This window comes from Streptomyces globisporus C-1027, assembly GCF_000261345.2.
GTDB lineage: Bacteria > Actinomycetota > Actinomycetes > Streptomycetales > Streptomycetaceae > Streptomyces > Streptomyces pakalii.
Genome location: NZ_CP013738.1, coordinates 221,270 through 240,171 on the forward strand (window position 1 = coordinate 221,270; position 18,902 = coordinate 240,171).

The 18,902-nt window shown below is 71.8% G+C and carries 19 protein-coding genes; 7 read left to right on the forward strand and 12 right to left on the reverse strand.

Annotated features, from left to right (window positions below; all coding sequences use genetic code 11):
• The first annotated feature begins 10 nt into the window (after positions 1-10).
• Complete coding sequence (locus WQO_RS00950; protein ID WP_058953824.1) at positions 11-1,027, forward strand: helix-turn-helix transcriptional regulator; 1,017 nt, start codon at positions 11-13, stop codon at positions 1,025-1,027.
• A 4-nt stretch (positions 1,028-1,031) separates the two neighbouring features.
• On the opposite strand, the gene WQO_RS00955 is transcribed toward WQO_RS00950, so the two are convergent.
• Together WQO_RS00955 and WQO_RS00960 are read right to left on the reverse strand one after the other, a co-directional pair.
• A complete protein-coding gene (locus tag WQO_RS00955; RefSeq protein ID WP_010060700.1) occupies positions 1,032-1,820 on the reverse strand; it encodes a DUF4389 domain-containing protein in 789 nt (262 codons plus the stop codon).
• A gap of 112 nt (positions 1,821-1,932) precedes the next feature.
• Positions 1,933-2,673 (reverse strand): VanZ family protein, encoded by a 741-nt coding sequence (locus tag WQO_RS00960; RefSeq protein ID WP_010060701.1) that lies wholly within the window; start codon positions 2,671-2,673, stop codon positions 1,933-1,935.
• Between the two features lie 146 nt (positions 2,674-2,819).
• Here WQO_RS00960 and WQO_RS00965 point away from each other — a divergent pair, with 146 nt between their 5' ends.
• Both WQO_RS00965 and WQO_RS00970 read left to right on the forward strand, forming a co-directional pair.
• Positions 2,820-3,320 carry a tetratricopeptide repeat protein gene (locus tag WQO_RS00965; protein ID WP_010060702.1) on the forward strand — a complete coding sequence of 167 codons (501 nt, stop codon included), beginning with the start codon at positions 2,820-2,822 and terminating at the stop codon, positions 3,318-3,320.
• A 176-nt stretch (positions 3,321-3,496) separates the two neighbouring features.
• Complete coding sequence (locus WQO_RS00970) at positions 3,497-4,156, forward strand: YoaK family protein (protein WP_029182300.1); 660 nt, start codon at positions 3,497-3,499, stop codon at positions 4,154-4,156.
• 227 nt (positions 4,157-4,383) lie between these two features.
• On the opposite strand, the gene WQO_RS00975 is transcribed toward WQO_RS00970, so the two are convergent.
• Together WQO_RS00975 and rpmG are read right to left on the reverse strand one after the other, a co-directional pair.
• Positions 4,384-4,644, reverse strand: coding sequence for a type B 50S ribosomal protein L31 (locus WQO_RS00975; RefSeq protein WP_010060706.1), 261 nt, complete (start codon positions 4,642-4,644; stop codon positions 4,384-4,386).
• 64 nt (positions 4,645-4,708) lie between these two features.
• Positions 4,709-4,873 carry a 50S ribosomal protein L33 gene (gene rpmG / locus WQO_RS00980; RefSeq protein WP_030809444.1) on the reverse strand — a complete coding sequence of 55 codons (165 nt, stop codon included), beginning with the start codon at positions 4,871-4,873 and terminating at the stop codon, positions 4,709-4,711.
• A 310-nt stretch (positions 4,874-5,183) separates the two neighbouring features.
• On the opposite strand from rpmG, the gene WQO_RS00985 reads away from it, so the two are divergent.
• Positions 5,184-6,614, forward strand: a complete 1,431-nt coding sequence (locus WQO_RS00985) for a PP2C family protein-serine/threonine phosphatase (protein WP_010060709.1) — start codon at positions 5,184-5,186, stop codon at positions 6,612-6,614.
• 141 nt (positions 6,615-6,755) lie between these two features.
• On the opposite strand, the gene WQO_RS00990 is transcribed toward WQO_RS00985, so the two are convergent.
• The gene (locus WQO_RS00990) at positions 6,756-8,243 is read right to left on the reverse strand and encodes a DNA-binding protein NsdB (RefSeq protein WP_010060710.1); all 1,488 of its coding nucleotides are present in this window, start codon (positions 8,241-8,243) and stop codon (positions 6,756-6,758) included.
• 231 nt (positions 8,244-8,474) lie between these two features.
• Between WQO_RS00990 and WQO_RS00995 the strand changes: the two genes are divergently transcribed.
• The 3 genes from WQO_RS00995 to WQO_RS01005 all read left to right on the forward strand — a co-directional run bounded on the left by WQO_RS00995 (position 8,475) and on the right by WQO_RS01005 (position 13,132).
• Positions 8,475-9,611, forward strand: coding sequence for an aminoglycoside phosphotransferase family protein (locus WQO_RS00995; RefSeq protein ID WP_010060711.1), 1,137 nt, complete (start codon positions 8,475-8,477; stop codon positions 9,609-9,611).
• A gap of 490 nt (positions 9,612-10,101) precedes the next feature.
• Positions 10,102-10,782, forward strand: coding sequence for a transglycosylase SLT domain-containing protein (locus WQO_RS01000; protein WP_010060712.1), 681 nt, complete (start codon positions 10,102-10,104; stop codon positions 10,780-10,782).
• 136 nt (positions 10,783-10,918) lie between these two features.
• Complete coding sequence (locus WQO_RS01005; RefSeq protein WP_058953825.1) at positions 10,919-13,132, forward strand: terpene synthase family protein; 2,214 nt, start codon at positions 10,919-10,921, stop codon at positions 13,130-13,132.
• 96 nt (positions 13,133-13,228) lie between these two features.
• On the opposite strand, the gene WQO_RS01010 is transcribed toward WQO_RS01005, so the two are convergent.
• The 7 genes from WQO_RS01010 to WQO_RS01040 all read right to left on the reverse strand — a co-directional run bounded on the left by WQO_RS01010 (position 13,229) and on the right by WQO_RS01040 (position 18,854).
• On the reverse strand, positions 13,229-13,780 hold the full coding sequence (locus WQO_RS01010; protein WP_010060717.1) for a TetR/AcrR family transcriptional regulator: 552 nt from the start codon (positions 13,778-13,780) through the stop codon (positions 13,229-13,231).
• Between the two features lie 65 nt (positions 13,781-13,845).
• Complete coding sequence (locus tag WQO_RS01015) at positions 13,846-14,124, reverse strand: hypothetical protein (RefSeq protein WP_237274084.1); 279 nt, start codon at positions 14,122-14,124, stop codon at positions 13,846-13,848.
• A 177-nt stretch (positions 14,125-14,301) separates the two neighbouring features.
• Positions 14,302-14,802 (reverse strand): hypothetical protein, encoded by a 501-nt coding sequence (locus WQO_RS01020; protein WP_003971159.1) that lies wholly within the window; start codon positions 14,800-14,802, stop codon positions 14,302-14,304.
• A 76-nt stretch (positions 14,803-14,878) separates the two neighbouring features.
• A complete protein-coding gene (locus WQO_RS01025) occupies positions 14,879-16,045 on the reverse strand; it encodes a thiolase domain-containing protein (protein ID WP_010060722.1) in 1,167 nt (388 codons plus the stop codon).
• Positions 16,038-17,090, reverse strand: a complete 1,053-nt coding sequence (locus tag WQO_RS01030; protein WP_010060725.1) for a thiolase domain-containing protein — start codon at positions 17,088-17,090, stop codon at positions 16,038-16,040. The genes WQO_RS01025 and WQO_RS01030 overlap by 8 nt, the downstream gene beginning before the upstream one ends.
• A complete protein-coding gene (locus tag WQO_RS01035; protein ID WP_010060727.1) occupies positions 17,091-18,038 on the reverse strand; it encodes a Zn-ribbon domain-containing OB-fold protein in 948 nt (315 codons plus the stop codon).
• A 15-nt stretch (positions 18,039-18,053) separates the two neighbouring features.
• Positions 18,054-18,854, reverse strand: a complete 801-nt coding sequence (locus WQO_RS01040; RefSeq protein ID WP_010060729.1) for a crotonase/enoyl-CoA hydratase family protein — start codon at positions 18,852-18,854, stop codon at positions 18,054-18,056.
• Between the last annotated feature and the right edge of the window lie 48 nt (positions 18,855-18,902).

Below are 18,902 nucleotides of genomic sequence, written 5' to 3' on the forward strand. Positions count from 1 at the left end.
TACTCGTGTCATGCCGAAGACTTCAGCACGACTGCTGGCGCTGCTCTCCCTGCTCCAGGCGCGCCGCGACTGGCCGGGGCAGCTGCTGGCCGAGCGGCTGGAGATCAGCCCGCGCACGGTACGGCGTGACGTCGACCGGCTGCGGGAGCTGGGCTACCCCATCACGGCGTTCAAGGGCCCCGACGGCGGATACCGGCTGGACGCGGGCGCCCGGTTGCCGCCGCTGCTGTTCGACGACGATCAGGCCGTCGCGCTGGCGGTCGCCCTGCGGACCGCCACCGCGACCGGCGCCGGGATCGGGGAGGCCGCGGCCCGCGCGCTCACCACGGTCCGGCAGGTCATGCCCGCCCGGCTGCGCCATCGCGTCGACGCCCTGAACGTCACCGCCGTCGAACGGACGGGGGGCCCGCCGCGGCCCCAGGCCGATCCGCGGGTTCTTCTCGCGCTGAGCGACGCGGTGCGCGCCCAGGAGGAGCTGCGTTTCGACTACTCCCCCGCGTACGCCCCGGCGACCGACGACGCGCCGCCCGTGGTGCGGCGGGTGGAGCCGCACCGGCTGGTCACCTGGGGCGGACGGTGGTACCTCGTCGCCTGGGACCTGGAACGCGAGGACTGGCGGACCTTCCGCGCGGACCGGATCAAGCCGCGCACGCCGACGGGCCCCCGCTTCCCCGCCCGCGAGGTGCCCGGAGGCGATGTGGCCGCGTTCGTCGCCGCCCGGTTCCAGGGCTTCGACGCCCCCGGCGCGTGGCCCTGCCGCGGCGAGGTGCTCCTTGACGCGCCAGCCTCCGCGGTCGCGGGCCACATCCGCGACGGCATCGTCGAGGAGCACGGCCCGCACCGCTGCCGGGTGGTCCTGGGCGCCTGGTCGTGGCCCGGCCTGGCGGCCGAAATCGGCAGGTTCGACGTGGACATCGAGGTGGTGGCACCCGACGAGCTCAGGAACGCCTTCGCCGATCTGGCGCGCCGCTTCGCCGTCGCGGCGGGCGAGGGGCACGGTGGCTCCCCGGGGTCCGGTGCCCCTTAGGACCTCAGCGGCCGACGAGCCGGGTGTCGCTCGTGTCGTCGGTCGTCGAGGCGGTCACGGACGAGGTGATGTGTCCGGCGAGGCCGAGCACCAGGAAGAGCACGACGAGCCACTTGCCGGCGCTGCTCAGCACCAGGGGGCGGGTGGCCGAGCGGGACTGTTCCGGGGCCACGGCGAGAGCGTCGTCGCCGAACAGGCCCTTGGGGTAGGCGGGGGTGAGCATCATGACGTACGCGGAGAAGCGCATCCGGTAGCGCAAGGTGGCCGCCGTCGCCTCGAACAGCGGCCGGGGCATCCGGCCGAGACAGAGCGTGATCAGCCACCAGACGAAGGCCAGCGCCCACCATCCGTACACGGCCAGGCTCTGGACGATCGCCGCCGGGATCATCAGGAAGATGCGGAACAGCACCGCGAGCCGGTTGAGCGGGGTGGGCCGCACCTCGATCTGCACCGGGTAGTCGGCCGGCGGGGTGAGGGCGAACGGCGGGTAGCGGTCGATGAGCAGCATGTCGCTCGCCGAGACGCGCATGTCGTAGCCGAGGACACCGGTCAGGAAGCGGAAGACGGGGTCGGGCAGCCGCCCCAGCACCAGGGCGGCGAACCACCCCACGATGACGGTGAAGAACGCCGCGATGTGCAGGAAGAACAGCACGATGAAGTGCGGGATCAGCAGCAGGAGTCGCAGGAGTACGGTCAGCCGCCGCTGGCGTGCCGGTTCGACGATGTCCAGGACGGGCCTGAACTCGTCGGCGTCCGCCTCCTTGCGGCCCGGGCTCCACTGGCCTTCGGCCATGTCGCTCCTCCTCGGCAGGGGATCCGTACGGCATCCGCACGCAGGACGTGTCCCCACCGTGCGTCCGGGGCGGGCCGCTCGCAAACGGCCCGGTCCGAACGGGTGCCCGGGCTCAGCGCCTGCGGAGCCGGTCGAGCAGGGGGCGGGGGGCCTTGGTGTCGGTGGCCTTGGCACCCGTGCCCTTCGTGCCGGTCGCCTTCTTGGCGGCGGCCTTGGCACCGGCAGCCTTCGCGCCTGCGGTCTTCGTGCTCGCGGTCTTCGTACCCCTGCCGTTCGTGTCAGCGGTCTTCGTACCACCGGCCTTCGTATCGGCGGCCTTCCTCCAGGCCGGCTTCGTACCGGCGGCGTTCCCCGGCGTGCGCTTCGGCTCGGGCGTGGGCTCGGGCTCATCGCGCTGCCCGGAGGGCCGGGGAACCTCGGCGTACGTGTAATAGCGGTGGCTGATGCGGCGGCCCAGCACGAAGTACCCGAGCAGTGCGCCCGTCGTGTTGAGGATGACGTCGTCGATGTCGAAGGCGCGTCCCTGGACCAGGGCTCCCTGGATCAGCTCGACGACGGCCATGGCGACGGCCGCCAGCAGTACCGTCCGGATCATCCGCAGACGGCGCGGCACGAAGAACGGCAGCAGGAGTCCGAACGGCACGCCGAGCAGCACGTTTCCGCCCGCCTGCTTGCACGCGGCGAGGAAGGTGTAGTCCTCGGCGTACTGGCGCAGCGACCGCCCCGGCTGGAGGTTCGACGTGACGATGTCCTCGGAGGCAGGTGAGGGGGTGAGCGTCACCTTGGCCAGCAGGACGGAGAACGCCACCAGTCCCACCAGCGCCGCCGCCAGCACCAGCCCGCGTACCAGCACTCGTACCCATGTCCCCTGGCGTACAGGGGGATTCGCCTCTGCTGTCATGGGCGACAGATGCCCCCGTCCGGCCGGAACACACACCCGGTCGGGCCATGGAGCGAAATCTCGTACGACCGTCCGGCTCCGCCTGCGACGATGTGCGCATGAGCGCAGACAAGAAGAAGGACCTGCTGGACGAGGCCGAGCGGTTGCGCAAGGAGGGCAAGCCGGAGGAGGCGCGGGAGCGGCTGCTCGCCCTGACCGCCGCGTATCCGGGCGACGCCGAGGTGGCCTGCCGGACGGCGTGGATCCACGACGCGCTGGGCCTGGAGTCGGAGGCGGTGCCGTACTACGAGCGGGCACTGGCCCATCCGGAGCTCGCCACGGAGGACCGGCGCGGGTCGCTGCTGGGGCTGGGCAGTACCTACCGGGTCCTCGGGCGGTACGGGCAGGCGGTGGAGACGCTGCGCCGGGGCGTCGAGGAGTACCCGGACGACGGTGCGCTGCGGACGTTCCTGGCGATGGCGCTCTTCAACACCGGCGAGCACGACGAGGCGATGCGGCTGTTGCTGGAGCTGACGGCCTCGACCAGCCAGGACCCGTACGTCCAGCAGTACCGGCGGGCGATCGAGCACTATGCGAAGGATCTCCACGAGATCGTGTGACCCGCCCGGGGGCGGTGCTGCGCGGCGCGCCGCACAGCGGGCGACGCGCCGGTCGGGGAGCGGCGCGTGCCGAGAATGCTCGGGTGTCCTCCGCTCCCCCGGCGCTCCCGCCGTCCCCGCCTTCCGCTGCCGGTACCTCCCGGGACGGTGACGCACCGTCGCGCGGTGAAGCGGCGCTGCTTCTGCTGTCCGCGGCTTCCGGGGCGGCGGACGCGTTCGTCTTCCTGTGCGTGGGGCAGGTCTTCGCCGGCGTGATGACCGGAAACCTGGTGCTGCTCGGGGCTTCGGCCGCCGGTGCGGGCGAGGACGGCGTGGCACTGAAGGTCGTCGTCGCTCTGGCGGCCTACTTCTGCGGGGTGGCGACCGGTGCGCTGATGGCCGGGCGGTGGGGTTTTCGGGTTCCGGCGCTGCTGGGGGTGGAGGTGGTCCTGCTGGGGGCGGCCGCCGCGCTGTGGGGTCTTGAGCTGGTCACGTCGTCCGGGGATCGGCTCGGGCTGCTGGCATTGGTGGCGGTGGCGATGGGCGTCCAGGGGCGGGTACGGGTGACGCCGACGAACTACTTCACCGGGACGCTGACCTCGCTCGCCGGTCGTGTGGCGTTGCGTGAGCTGCGGGGCGGGGACGGCTGGGTGCTGGGGCGGCTGGCCGCGGTGGTGGCGGGGGCGGCGGTCGCGGCGCTGGCCGAGCGGTGGTGGAGCCCGGGGGCCGCGCTGGGGGCGGCGGTGATGGCCGCCGGTGCGCTGGTCCTGGAGACGGTCCCGGGACGGGGCGGCCGGTTCCGGCCGGGCAAGGGGAAGCCCCGGCCGGATCGGGGGAATCCAGCCGGGGCGGCTTGAGTGCGGGCGTGAAAGGGCGGTCGCCTCTCGGCGGAGGGCTCCATGGGGCTTCGGCGGGTACCGATCGTCCCCATGGGCTACAGGTGAGGCCCGGGGACACCGTCCCCCTCACACCCACGTATAGATGAACGATAAACCATCCCGGGGTGTTCCCGGGAATCCGCCCCCGCGGATGTGATCCACGACACGGGATTCCCGGTTCTCCCCCTGGTCAGGGTGCGGATGCGTCAGCCGACGGACGTCTCGCCGGTGCCGTAACGGCGGCGGAACTGCTCGACGCGGCCCGCCGTGTCGAGCACCTGGGTGCCGCCGGTGTAGAACGGATGACTCGCCGACGAGGTCTCCACGTCGATGACCGGGTAGGTGTTGCCGTCCTGCCACTCCACACGCTCGCCGGAGTCGGCGGTCGAGCGGATCAGGAAGGCGACGTCGGCCGCGCGGTCACGGAAGACCACGGGACGGGACACGGTGTGGATACGGGGATTCATCGATGCGTTCCTTCCTCACCGCGCACAGCGGTGGCGTACAGGGTGACGTGCCTCTTCCGGACGGTCAGCGGACCTCGCGGAACAGGACGTGGCGGCCGACGGCGGAGTCGAACTTGCGGAGCTCCAGCCGGTCGGGGTCGTTGCGGCGGTTCTTGCGTGTCACATAGCTGCGGCCTGTTCCGGCGGTGGACCGGAGAGTGACGACGGGCCTGGTCTCGCTGCGCGCCACGGGCACCTCCCAGAGATCTCCGACGACCCCAGCCCCCTATCGGGAATGGGATTCGTTTTCGTTCTGGTCGGGTAACGCGGGCCGTCCGCTCGGCATTCCCGCACCTCCACACCCCGCGATGCCGCAGCCAACTCGCCCTACACGCAAGCCTGTTCGGATAGTCACCGGCCCGGACAGCCGCTGGCATATGCCAGAAGCAACTACGCATCGAGTGTTGCCAAATCCCTTACGGCCCGCCGCGGCCTGTGCGACAGTCGGTAGCGGTCCACCCTTCAGAACCGGCTAGGCCGCGCCTGTAACGGAGTACGAGATGCCGTCCCCCCTCTTCGCGGACCGCCCCGCACCACAGCTTCCCGCGCACGACGCCGTCGACGATCTGATCCACCGGACGCGCCGGCTGCGCGGGGACGTGGACGCCGTGCGGCGGGACGCCGTCATGTTCGACGAGGACGACCCGCAGCTGCGCTGGCAGCGCGCCCTGTGCGAGCTGGCCGTGCACCACCTGGACACCCTCGACGAACACCTGGGCCAGCTCAGGGCCGGTCTGCCGGGCCCGCCCTCCGGCACCTCCGCCCCCGAGGGCGAGGAGGCGCCGGAGGACCCGAGGGCAGGTTCCCTGCTGAGCCGGGTGGGCAGCGCCGAGTGGAACCTCCTCACCGACGAGTCCAGCTGGTCCGAGGAGCTGTACGAGATCTTCGGCCGACCGCTCGGCTCCGCCCCCCTCTCCCTGGACGACCTGCCGTCCGTGCTGCTGCCCGAGGACCAGCCGGTGCTCACCGCGATGGTGACGGGCTGCCTGGTGGACGGCCGGCCGATGGACGGCGAGTTCCGCATCGTGCGCCCCGACGGCGGCACGCGCACGCTGCACATGACGGGCGAGCCGGTCCTCGACACGGAAGGCTGCACCGCTTCCATGTGGGCGGTCCTGCGGGACGTCAGCGAGCTGCGCCGCAGCGAGCAGGACGTGACCAGGAGCCGCGCGTCGGTCCAGCGCGAGGAGCACATCGAGCGCACCGAGCACCGCATGGCCGTGGAGCTCCAGGAGACCGTCCTGCCGCCGTGGCGCGGATCGCTGCGCCTCCCGCCGCAGGGCCCCGGCGCCCTGGACATCGCCGCGCACTACCTCCCCTCCGCGTCCAGCGGGCTCATCGGCGGCGACTGGTACGACGCGATGGAGCTGCCGGACGGACGCACCCTCCTCACCGTCGGCGACCTCACCGGCCGCGGCATCCCCGCCACCTCGGCGATGGCGATGCTGCTGGGCGCGCTGCGGGGCATGGCCGTCGCCGGCATCGAGCCGGGCGCGCTGATGGGGCACCTCAACCAGGTGCTGGAGACGTCGATACAGCCCGCGCTGGGCAGTGCCCTGTGCTGCCGTTTCGACCCCGGAACCTCCGTTCTCTCCTGGGCGCAGGCGGGTCACCCCGCGCCGGTCCTCTTCCGCGGCGGTACGGGACGGCTGCTGCCCCCGCCGGACGGGATACTGCTGGGCGCCGCTCCCCAGGCCGTGTTCGAGCAGGACGAGGTACGGCTGCTCCCCGGCGACGTGCTCGTCCTGCACACCGACGGGCTGACCCGACTCGGCGACCGGGGTGCGGGCCCGGAGGCACTGCTCGCCCTCGCCCCCCGGTTCGCAGAGTCCCGTACGGCACAGGAGTGCGTCCGGGGGGTCGTCGAGGAGTTCGGCGGGACCGAGCGCCTGGACGACGCGTGCGTACTGGTCGCCCGTATCGGGGCGTGAGGGAACGCGGACTGCGCGTCGGAGCGCGCAGGAGTGTGCCCTGTGTCAGTGCCTCAAGGAGCACGCGCTGTGTGTCGGCGCGTGCAGGGGCACGCACGCATCAGGGTGTGAAGGAGCGCCGAGCGGCGCGGCGGGGCCGGTTCAGATCTGCGTACCCCTGGCCTTCTTCTGGCTCGGCAGCGACAGCTCGATCTCCTCGCGCAGATCCTGGATGCCGGCGTATCCGGCGAACTGACCGGTGAGCCGGTACATCTCGCGGAGCCGGTCCCAGGTGCGGTGCGAGGAGGTCTCCCCCATCGACACCAGCGCGAGGCGGGCGTAACGGTCGGCCTGCTCGGGGTCGTTCGCGATGAAGCAGGCCGAGGCCAGCGAGATGTAGTCGAAGATCTTCGACCGCTGGCGCCCGTTGACCCGCAGCTCCAGCGCCTGCTTGGCGTGGCGTTGGGCGATGATCGCCGCTCCCGGGTCGTGCTCGGCCAGCGTACGGAAGGCGAGCGCCTGCATGCCGTGCATATCGGCCTCGTCGAACATCTGCATCCAACTGGGCGGTGGCACATCGCTCTTGTCCGAGACGAACAGCTCCTCGGCCTCGCCGAGGGTGCGCCGCATGGCCTGGCCGCGTCCCATCGACGCCTGTGCCCAGGCCTCGATGGTGCGCAGCATCGCCTGCGTACGGGGCAGGGTCTCGTCGCCGGAGCCGGATTTGGCGAGCTTCATCAGGTCGAGTGCGTCGTCCGGGCGGCCCAGGTGCACCATCTGGCGTGCCGCCCGGGAGAGCGCCTCTCCGGCGCGCGGCCGGTCGCCGCCCTCGCGGGCCGCGTGGGCGGCGATGACGAAGTACTTCTGGGCGGTGGGTTCGAGGCCGACGTCGTGGGACATCCAGCCCGCCAGGACGGCGAGGTTGGCGGCGACGCCCCACAGGCGCCGCTGGAGATGATCGGGGTGGCGGTAGGCGAGCATGCCGCCCACCTCGTTGAGCTGGCCCACGACCGCCTTGCGCTGGAGTCCGCCGCCCCGGGACGCGTCCCAGGCGCGGAAGACCTCGACCGAATGCTCCAGGGCCTCGATCTCCTCGGAGCCGACCGGTGCGGCTTCGTACCGGTCGAAACCGGCGGGATCGGCGTGCAGGGGACCGTTGGTCCGTGGAGCGTCGGCCGCCAGAGCGGGGTCGCTGTGCAGCCAGTCGTACATGGGGCCGGCGATGGTTGAGCCGGCGGCGAGCGCGGCGCCCGCACCCACCAAGCCGCGTCGGTTGAGCATGAGGTCCATTCCCGTGAATTCGGTGAGGACCGCTGCCGTCCGCTCGGGCGCCCACGGCAGTTGATCGGGATTGTGTTCCGTCCCGGAGTCACGCCGTTTCCCCACACGCCCGCGTCGGCCGAACCCGAGGTCCTCGATGGTCACGACACGGCCGAGCCGCTCGGTGAACAGAGCCGCCAGCACTTCGGGCACGGGATCACGGGGGGACTCCCCCATGTCGATCCAGCGCCTGACGCGCGAGGTGTCGGTGGCCAGCTGCGGGTGGCCCATGGCCGCCGCCTGCCGGTTCACCATTCTCGCGAGTTCGCCCTTGGACCAGCCGGCCAGGCCGAACAGGTCGCTGAGACGGGTGTTGGGTTCTCCGGTCACTTCAAGCCCCCAGGTTCTCGGCTGACTTGACACTAACCCCCTGTCAGATGCGCTGTGACTATTCGCCAGGGTTCGCCAGGGTCCGCCAGATGGTCTGCCACCCGTGACCCGTTGTCAGGTAGGAGTGCGCCACCCCGCCCGGCAGCCCTAGGTACTCCCCAGGGTGCCGAACGGCCGTCGGCCGGGTTGGCGCACGTACCTTGTCGGCGCACGAAGGGATCTGTCTCGCCCATGTACACAGCATCGTCCTCCGTGTCCGCCCCGCCCCGTCCGCTCCGCCCGATGGGCGCGGGCGGCGGGCCCTATCTCGCTCCTCACGCCGGCGCGCCGGTGCAGGGTCCGGGCCGGGCCCGACGGGTCGCGGGACCGGGCGCCGGACCGCTCAGCGGAAGGATCGACCTGTCCGGGCCGCAGGGCGCGCAGGTGCGGATGGCCATCGCCTCCGTGCAGCGCATCTGCCCCGAATTCAACCCGGTCCAGGTGCTCCGCCGCAGCGGCCGTTCGGTCCTGATCGTCGGAACGACCGGGCGGGCGACCGCCGTGGCGAAGTGTTTACTGGACCACTCGCCGGCGTGGGCCGAGCGGTTCCGGCACGAGATAGCGGCGTACCGCGCGTTCGTCCGGCACCGGCCCCCGGTTCGGGTGCCCCGGCTGATCGCGGCGGATCCGGAGAACTGCACGCTGGTGATCGAGCGGATGCCCGGCCGGGTCGCCGCCCTCACCCGGCACCCGGCGGAGGCGCCGCCGCGCGCCGACATCCGCGCCGCCCTTGGCGCGATCGCCCGGGTGAACGCCTGGCGGCCGCCGCCCGGACTGTTCGAGGCGCCGCTCGACTACGCCTCGCGGATCGCCCGCTACCACGAGCTCGGTCTGTTCACCGACCGCGACCTCGGCGACCTGCAGAAGCTGCTGCACGGGCTGGCCCACGCGGGCGGCCGGCAGGGCATGGGGCAGTTCTGTCACGGGGACGCCCTGCTCTCCAACATCCTGCTGTCGCCGACCGGACCGGTGCTCGTCGACTGGGAGCACGCCGGCTGGTACCTCCCGGGATACGACCTGGCGACGCTGTGGGCGGTACTGGGTGACGCCCCGGTGGCGCGCCGCCAGATCAGTCAGCTGGCGCAGGCCAGGGGCCCGGCCGCGCGGGACGCGTTCCTGGTGAACCTGATGCTGGTGCTGACCCGCGAGATCCGGAATTACGAGACGGCGGTGCAGCGCACCATGCGGGAGGCGCCCGCGGTGGGTGCGGGAGGGGACCGTCCCGGGGCGCTCTCCTCGGGTGAGGAGCAGCGGCTGCTGCTGCGGAGGCTGCACGACGACTGCGCCATGGCGCGGAGGGCGGTGCGGGCGGCGGTCGGCACCCGCTGAGGCGGGGCGACGCCGAGCCGGACAGGAGGGCGGGCGGGGCCCGCCCATCGAAAACCACAGTGCCCAGGCCTCTGTGAGCCCAGACCACTGTGAAGAAGAAGCGCGTTGCGGGACCGGTGCCGACACACCGGTCCCGCAGCGCGCTGTTCTGCGTTCGGTGACCGAGCGCTGACCCTGTGTCGTTCCGGGGTGCCTCACGGGTGAGGCCCGCCACGAGACCCACGTCACCTACGACCTCCGGTAGGAGACGCGAGCCCTCCCGTCCGGCGTAACGAACCGCCCATATGGCTCATAAATTGGCATCTCACGATGAAGCATAGTAAAGGCGGTCATTGCTTCCTATGTCGGTGCCCGCTAACCATGGATCCCGGCAGGCACCGGGTTCGAGTCCGCGTCGATCGCCCACCGGCGACCGCGGCCCGGACGGTCCGGAACCCGCCGACGCGGCGCGAAGGCCGCGAAGCCCGTCCCCCATAGGAAGAGCTCACGCATGCCCCGCATCTCCACCCTGCGCATCACCCGCTCGCACAAGATCGCCGCCGCCGTGCTCGTCGCGGCCGGTTCCGTCACCGCCATAACCGCAACCGGCGGCCCGAGCGAGGCGCAGACCACCGCGACCCGGTCCTCCGTCTCCGTGGAGCCGGTCGCCGCCGCGGGCGTCCCCACGGCGAAGGACGCGGCCGAGAAGGCCGCGAAGGAGAACGCCGCCAAGGAAGCCGCGGCGAAGAAGGCCGCCGCCAAGGCACTCGCCGAGAAGGCGACCGCGAAGAAGGCGGCCGAGAAGGAGCGCTCCGAGAAGCAGGCCGCCAACCGCTCCACCGAGCGCAAGGCCGTCACGCCGAAGAAGTACGCGAACAACCTCGACGGCTGGATCCGCGAGTCGCTCGACATCATGGACAAGAAGAACATCCCCGGCTCCTACGAGGGGCTGCACCGCAACATCATGCGCGAGTCCAGCGGCAACCCGAACGCCGTCAACGACTGGGACATCAACGCGCAGAACGGCATTCCCTCCAAGGGTCTCCTCCAGGTGATCCAGCCCACCTTCGACGCCTACCACGTCAAGGGCACCCCGAAGAAGCTCACCGACCCGGTCGCCAACATCACCGCCGCCGCCAACTACGCCGCGGACCGGTACGGCTCGATCGACAACGTCGACTCCGCCTACTGAGCCGACACCCCCGACGTGCCGATGATGTGACTAATCGTCATCGTGCGTGCCCCGGATGGCCGAAGGGTAGTGCTGCGCGGACACCACCGGTCCGCGCGAATCCCCGCGCGGAGGCTTCTGGAAAGGCCTGACGCACATGGCACAGCCCTTCTCACTGCCGGACTTCTATGTTCCGTATCCGGCCCGGCTCAACCCTCATGTGGAAGCGGCACGCACCCACACCCGGGAGTGGGCCCGTTCCATGGGGATGCTGGAGGGATCCGGCATCTGGGAGGAGAAGGACCTGGAGGCGCACGACTACGCCCTCCTGTGCGCCTACACCCACCCCGACTGCTCGGCGGAGGCACTCAGCCTCGTCACCGACTGGTACGTGTGGGTCTTCTTCTTCGACGACCACTTCCTGGAACTGTTCAAGCGCACGCCCGACCGGGAGGGCGGCAAGCGGTATCTGGACCGGCTGCCCGCCTTCATGCCGATGGAGCGCGGAGCCGCGACACCCGAACCGGAGAATCCCGTCGAGGCGGGACTCGCCGATCTGTGGGCCCGGACCGTGCCCGCGATGACGGACGACTGGCGGGCCCGGTTCGCGGAGTCGACGGAGAACCTCCTCAACGAGTCCCTGTGGGAGCTCGCCAACATCCACGAGGGCCGCATCGCGAACCCGGTCGAGTACATCGAGATGCGCCGCAAGGTGGGCGGCGCACCCTGGTCCGCAGGCCTGGTCGAGTACGCGGCGAACGCGGAGGTCCCGGCGTCGGTCTCCGGGTCCCGGCCGCTGCGGGTGCTGCGGGACGCCTTCTCCGACGCCGTGCACCTGCGCAACGACCTCTTCTCCTACCAGCGTGAGGTGGAGGACGAGGGGGAGAACAGCAACGGCGTGCTGGTACTGGAGAAGTTCCTCGGCTGCTCCACCCAGGAGGCCGCCGAAGCCGTCAACGACCTGCTGACCTCACGGCTCCACCAGTTCGAGAACACCGCGCTGACCGAACTCGGCCCGCTCTGCGCCGAGAAGGCCCTCGACCCGGCGCAGACCGCCGCCGTGCTGGCGTACGCGAAGGGGCTCCAGGACTGGCAGTCCGGCGGCCACGAATGGCACATGCGCTCCAGCCGCTACATGAACGGCGGCGGCGCGGGCGAGGCCGTGCCCGGCTTCGGCATGTCCGCCGCCTCCATCAAACTCACGCTCCGCTCGGAGACCGCGCGGGCCCGCAGCCACAGCCATGTGCCGTACCAGCACGTGGGCCCCTCGCTGCTCCCCGATTTCGACCTGCCCTTCACCACCACGCTGAGCCCCCACCTGGAGGGGGCGCGCGTCCGGCTGGTCGACTGGGCTCGGCGGATGGGCATCCTGGAGGCCCAGCCGGGCGTGCCGGGTTCGCACATCTGGGACGAGGAGCGGATCCGCGCGATCGACCTGCCGCTCTGCGCCGCGGGCATCCACCCCGACGCGAACCCGGACGAGCTGGACCTGTCCTCGGGCTGGCTGGCCTGGGGGACGTACGGGGACGACTGGTTCCCGGTCGTGCACGGGCGGACCCGGGACCTGGCGGGGGCGCGGCTGGCGAACGACCGGCTCTCGCTTTTCATGCCGCTGGACGACGAGGGAACGCCGGAGCCGGTGAACGCGCTGGAGCGGAGCCTGGGCGACCTGTGGCGCAGGACGGCCGGCCCGATGGACGCGGACGCGCGGCGCACCTTCCGTACCGCGATCGAGACGATGACCGAGAGCTGGCTGTGGGAGCTGGCGAACCAGGCGCAGAACCGCATCCCCGATCCGGTGGACTACGTGGAGATGCGGCGCGCGACGTTCGGTTCGGACCTGACGATGAGCCTGTGCCGGCTCGGCCACGGCCGGAAGGTTCCGGAGGCGGTCTACCGCAGCGGTCCGATGCGTTCCCTGGAGAACGCGGCGGCGGACTACGCGTGTCTGCTCAACGACCTGTTCTCGTACCAGAAGGAGATCGAGTACGAGGGTGAGGTGCACAACGGCGCCTTGGTCGTCCAGAACTTCTTCGGCGTCGACTATCCGACGGGCGTGGCGATCGTGCACGACCTGATGAACTCGCGGCTGAGGCAGTTCCGGCATGTCGCCGAGGTGGAACTCCCGGTGCTGTACGACGACTTCGGCCTGGACGCCGAGGCGCGGGAGGTCCTGGCGGGCTACGTCCGGGAACTGGAGCACTGGCTGGCGGGCATCCTGATCTGGCACCGGGGCTGCCGCCGCTACCGCGAGGAGGATCTGCGGAGCGGCCACGCCGCGCCCTGGCATCTCGGCGGGCCCACGGGCCTGGGGACGTCGGCGGCGCAGGTGACCCGGATGATGGCCCCGTTGGCGGGCAGCCGGGGCTAGCGACCCGGGCCGGACGGCTTCCGGGAATACGGTCCGTCGTGGGATTCCCACGACGGACCCTGGCCGTTTCCGGGCGCGGGCCTCGAAGCGGTCCGGTCAGAGCAGGACGTGCCGCAGCACGGCCTCGAACTCCGCCGCCGTCGGCGGGGTGTCGGTGAGCAGCCCCTGGAGGAGCAGCCCGTCGATGACGCCTTTGAAGGTCTGTACCCGGACCGGGTCGTCGGTGTAGCGCGGGGCGTATCCGGCGATGGCGTCCAGCCAGCGCCCGGTGGAGGTGCGCAGCTCCGGCCGGCGGGCGGCGGGCAGGTAGAGCTCGTACTCGGCGAGGAGCGGGCCGGGGCCGCCCATCACGCTGGCGAGCAGCTCGGCGAGGGCGGTGAGGCCCTCGCGGCTGCCGTCGGCGCTCTCGGCCAGGCGTCGCATCCGTTCGGCGTCCTGGTCCACACAGACGGTGAGGGCGGCGGTGAGCAGGTCGTCGATGCTCTTGAAGTAGTAGGCGGCGGCGGGCTGGTTCGCCTCGCGCGCCACCGCCCGGTGGCTGACGCCCGCGACGCCCTCGCGGGCGACCACCTGGAGGGTGGCCTCGATGAGTTCCTGCCGTCGGAGCTCGCCCTTGAGCAGGCGGCCGTCGGTCGGTGACGTGGTCATCGTGCCCTCCGGGCGTCGTGGTCGAGCGGGGTGGGAGCGGCGTGCCGTTCCCTTGAGGCCGGGGGCTACAGGACCGACTTCGCGCGCCCCTCGTCGGCGGGCCTCTCGACGGCGCGCGCCCGCAGACTCCGGTTGAGCGGGCCCTGGGCGGTCGGCGCCAGCAGCACCGTCGCGCCGCCCGCGGCGATGGCCACGGCGAAGCCGCCGGAGGGGCCGAAGCGGTCGACCATACCGCCCGACACCGAGGAGCCGAGTGCGGCACCCACGCTGAGGCCGGTGATCGCCCAGGTCATCCCTTCGGTGAGGGCGGCGGGCGGCACTGTCTTCTCCACCAGTCCCATCACGACGATCATGGTAGGCGCGAAGAAGAGGCGGGAGAAGAAGACGGCCGCGGAGAGCGTGGCGGTCCGAGCCCCGGTAGACGTAGGTCCACCGGGCGCGGACCATCGCGGCCACGCCGGGGTGGTCCGGGCAGGAAAAAAGGCCGCCCGGCATATGCGGGCGGCCTAGGGAGATACGTTTCAGCCTTGCTGGAACAGCTCCGCGGGCAAGGGCTTCAGCAGGGTGTAGAGGTCGTCGGTGATCGGCCGGTCCCAGCTGGCGATGGTCACGAGGACGCCGTCGCTGCGGTCGAACTGGACGCAGGCGATGCGGCTCTCGGAGAGCTTGACGCGGCGGACGATCAGCAGATTGTCACCCTGCATGACGGGGACGTCCTCGGAGCTGACGACCTCGATCGGCTCGTCGTTCTCCAGGGCGAGGAGCAGTTGGGCCACCTCGAAGGGGACCTGGCCCTCCTCGGTCTCGCGGGCGGGCGAGCCTTCCGGCAGGTTGCCGATGATCATCGCCGGGCCCCGGCCGCCGTACAGGTCGTAACGGAGGAAGACGCCCTGGCAGCTGCCGTCGGGGGCGGGGAGCAGACCGGCGCCGAGGTTGCCGGGCCAGTCCCCGGGGTCCATGGCCAGGACGTCGAAGTCCGGGCCCGCGGGTGTGGCGGCGCTACGGCGGCGGAGGAAGGACATGGAGCCCATGGTACGTGTCCCGGCTCACGTTGCGGAGCCGGGCCCGGGCCGCGCGGGACCGGGCCCGCCGCGTTCCTCAGCCGGGCGGGGGCTCGGCTCCCACGAGCCACATGGCGAAGAACTGGGACCCGCCGCCGTAGGCGTGGCCGAGCGCCCTGGCGGCGCCGTCGACCTGGTGCTCCCCGGCCCTCCCCCGGACCTGGAGGGCCGCTTCGGCGAAGCGGATCATGCCGGAGGCGCCGATGGGGTTGGTGGACAGCACGCCACCCGAGGGGTTCACGGGGAGGTCGCCGTCGAGTTCGGTGACGCCCGCCTCGGTGAGCTTCCAGCCCTCGCCCTCGACGGCGAAGCCGAGGTTCTCCAGCCACATCGGTTCGTACCAGGAGAACGGTACGTACATCTCGACGGCGTCGATCTCGCGGCGCGGGTCGGTGATGCGGGCCTGGCGGTAGACGTCGGCGGCACAGTCCTTGCCCGCCTGCGGGGAGACGAAGTCCTTGCCCGCGAACAGGGTCGGTTCACTGCGCATCGCCCCGCCGTGGACCCAGGCCGGCGGGTGCGGGGAGCGGGCCGCGCCGGCCCGGTCGGTGAGGACCATGGCGCAGGCGCCGTCGGAGGAGGGGCAGGTCTCGGAGTAGCGGACCGGGTCCCAGAGCATGGGCGAGGACTGGACCTTCTCCAGGGTGAGGTCGTGGTCGTGGATGTGCGCGTAGGGGTTCTTCAGGGCGTTGCGGCGGTCCTTGTACGCAACGAGCGAGCCGACCGTGTCGGGCGCTCCGGTGCGCCGCATGTACGCGCGCACGTGCGGGGCGAAGAAGCCGCCCGCGCCGGCCAGCAGCGGCTGCTGGAAGGGGACGGGCAGGGAGAGCCCCCACATGGCGTTGGACTCGGACTGCTTCTCGAAGGCGAGGGTGAGGACGGTGCGGTGGACGCGGGCGGCGACGAGGTTGGCGGCGACCAGGGCCGTCGATCCGCCGACGGAGCCCGCCGTGTGGACGCGGAGCATGGGTTTGCCGACGGCGCCGAGAGCGTCGGCGAGGTAGAGCTCCGGCATCATGACGCCCTCGAAGAAGTCGGGCGCCTTGCCGATCACGACGGCGTCGATGTCGGCCCAGTTCAGCCCGGCGTCCTCCAGGGCGCGGACCGCCGCCTCGCGGACGAGTCCGGCGATGGAGACGTCGTGCCGGGCGGCGACGTGTTTGGTCTGGCCGATGCCGACGACGGCGACGGGCTCCTTACTCATGAGTGCTCTCCCCTTCCAGGACGGCAACCAGGTTCTGCTGCAGGCAGGGCCCGGAGGTGGCGTGGGCGAGTGCCCGGTCGGACTCGCCGCGGTGGATGCGGGCGGCGGCCTCGCCGAGCCGGATCAGTCCGGCGGCCATGATCGGGTTGGCGGCGAGGGCGCCGCCGGAGGGGTTGACGCTGACCTCGTCGCCGAGCCCGAGCGCCTTGCGCAGGACGACTTCCTGCGAGGTGAACGGGGCGTGCAGCTCGGCGGTGTCGACGGGCCGTCCGAAGGCTCCGGCGTGTTCGGCGGCGAGCCGTGCGGAGGGGCTGTCGGTCAGGTCGCGGACGCCGAGGCTGTGGGCCTCGATGCGGTGGTCGATCCCCCGGATCCAGGCGGGCCGTCCGCACAGGGCGCGGGCGGTGTCCCCGGCGGCGAGGACCACGGCGGCGGCCCCGTCGCCGACGGGCGGGCAGTCGCCGGTGCGCAGCGGGTGCACGAGGTGGCCGCCCGCCGGGACGTCGCCGGTGAGCTGGGCGTACGGGTTGTCGACGGCGGCGGTGCGGTTACGGGCGCCGATCTCGGCGAGGGCTCCTTCGTCGGTGTCGCCCGCGTCGATGAGGGCCTGGGCCTGGAGGGCCGCGAGGGCGACGGAGTCGGGCCAGAGGGGAGCGAGGTAGTAGGGGTCGAGCTGGCGGGTGAGGACGTCGCGGACCCGGCCGGGCGAGGACTTGCCGTAGGAGTAGACGAGCGCGGTGTCCGCCTCGCCGGTCTGGATCTTGACCCAGGCTTCGTACAGCGCCCAGGCCCCGTCCATCTCGACGTGGGACTCGGAGATGGGCGGGTGGGCTCCGACGCCGTCGAGCGCCATGGTGAAGGAGAAGGCCCGCCCGGCGAGGTAGTCGGCGGAGCCGGAGCAGGTGAACCCGATCTCGTTGGCCTTGAGCCCGGTCGCGCCCAGGACCTCGTGGAGGACGGGCATCAGCAGGTCGACTTCGGAGAGTTCGTCGGTGCGCCGCCGGTGAACGGTCTGGGCGAAGGCGACGATGGCCACGTCCCGCATCTACACCAGCTCCTTGTACGTGTCGTAGTCGGCGTCGGGCTCGCCGGTGGGCCGGTAGTGGTCCACATGGCGGGCGCCCTCGCTCCAGACGGGCTCGACGCGCAGCCCCATGCGCACCTGGTCGTAGGGGATTCCGGCGATGCGGCCGTGCAGCGCGAGGTCGGCGCCGTCGAGGGCGATGTGGGCGTAGACGTACGGGACTTCGATGTCGAGGTTTTTCGCCTTGATGTTGACGATGCAGAAGGTGGTGACCGTGCCGCGCGGGCCCACCTCGACCTGTTCGGCGGTGGCGACCCCGCAGGTGGGGCAGGCGCCGCGCGGCGGTACGTAGACCTTGCGGCAGGACGGGCAGCGTTCGCCGACGGTGCGGCGTTCCTCCAGGGCCTTGATGTAGGCGCTCTGGGCGCGGCTGGGGGTGTGGACGTAGTCGAGGCGGGCCGGGGCGGTGATGCCGGTGACGGGGTCGGCGAACTCGCCGGTGTGCGGGGCAGGTTCGGCAGGCCCGGGCTCGCTCTCGTACGGTTCGAAGCAGGCGATGTCGGTGATGGCGCCGGTGCGGTTCGCGGCCCAGCGGATGCGGACGCGCATCCCGGTGCGTACGGCGTCGGGTCCGGGTGCGTCGAGTACGTGCAGAAGTGCGGTGCCGGCCCCGTCGAGGCGGACGAGGACCCAGGCGAAGGGGGTGTCGAGGGGCTGGTCGCGGCGCGGGGACGGATTCCAGGCCCAGGTGGTGACGGTGCCGGTGGGGGCGACCTCGACGAGGTCGCCCAGTTCGTTCGCGGTGACCGGGTCGTACTCGACGGGGGGCACGAGGACCGTGCCGTCGTCCGCCCGGACGCCGAGTACGGTGCGTTCGCGCAGTCCGGTGAGGAAGGCGCTCTGGACGGGGCCGAGCGAGCGGGTGAAGGGGAATTCGACCACCAGCGGGGCGCTGAGGACGTCGGGCATGGCTCTCTCCTGGGGTCAGGCGCGCCGGTAGACGGGCAGGCGCTTCTCGGCGAAGGCGCGGGCGCCCTCCTTGGCGTCCTCGGTGGCGAACACGGGCCAGCCGCGCTTGAGTTCGGCGGCCAGGGCTTCGCCCTCGGTCAGCTCGGCGCCCTCGTAGACGGAGGCCTTGACGGCTTCGACGGCGAGCGGGCCGCAGGCGTTGACGCGTTCGGCGACGGCGAGGGCCTCCTCCAGGGCGGTGCCCTCGGGCACCACTCTGCCGATGAGCCCGATGGCGGCGGCCTCTTCGGCCGTGTACGGGCGTCCGGTGAGGAGCATTTCGAGGGCGTGGGTGCGGGGGATCTGGCGGGGCAGCCGGACGGTGGAGCCGCCGATCGGGAAGAGGCCCCGGCGGACTTCGAAGAGCCCGAAGGTGGCTCCGGCTCCGGCGACGCGGATGTCGGTGCCCTGGAGGATCTCGGTGCCGCCCGCGACGCAGGGGCCCTCCACGGCGGCGATGACCGGCTTGCGGGGGCGGTGGTGGCGCAGCATCGCCTTCCAGTGCAGGTCCGGGTCGGCCGTCATCCGCTCGCGGTACTCCTCCCCCGCCATCCCGTCGCCCGCGAGCGCCTTGAGGTCCATGCCGGAGCAGAACGCGCCGCCCGCGCCGGTGAGGACGACCGAGCGGACCGTGTCGTCCGCGTCGGCGGCGAGCCAGCCGTCGTAGAGACCGACGAGCATCGGCAACGAGAGCGCGTTCCTGGCCTGTGGTCTGTTCAGGGTGAGCACCAGTGTGGCGCCTTCGCGCCGCACGGTGAGGTGTTCCGTACCGCCCATGACGGACTCCTGTTCTCCGGATCTGGAACAGGTTGCAGGAGGAGGGGG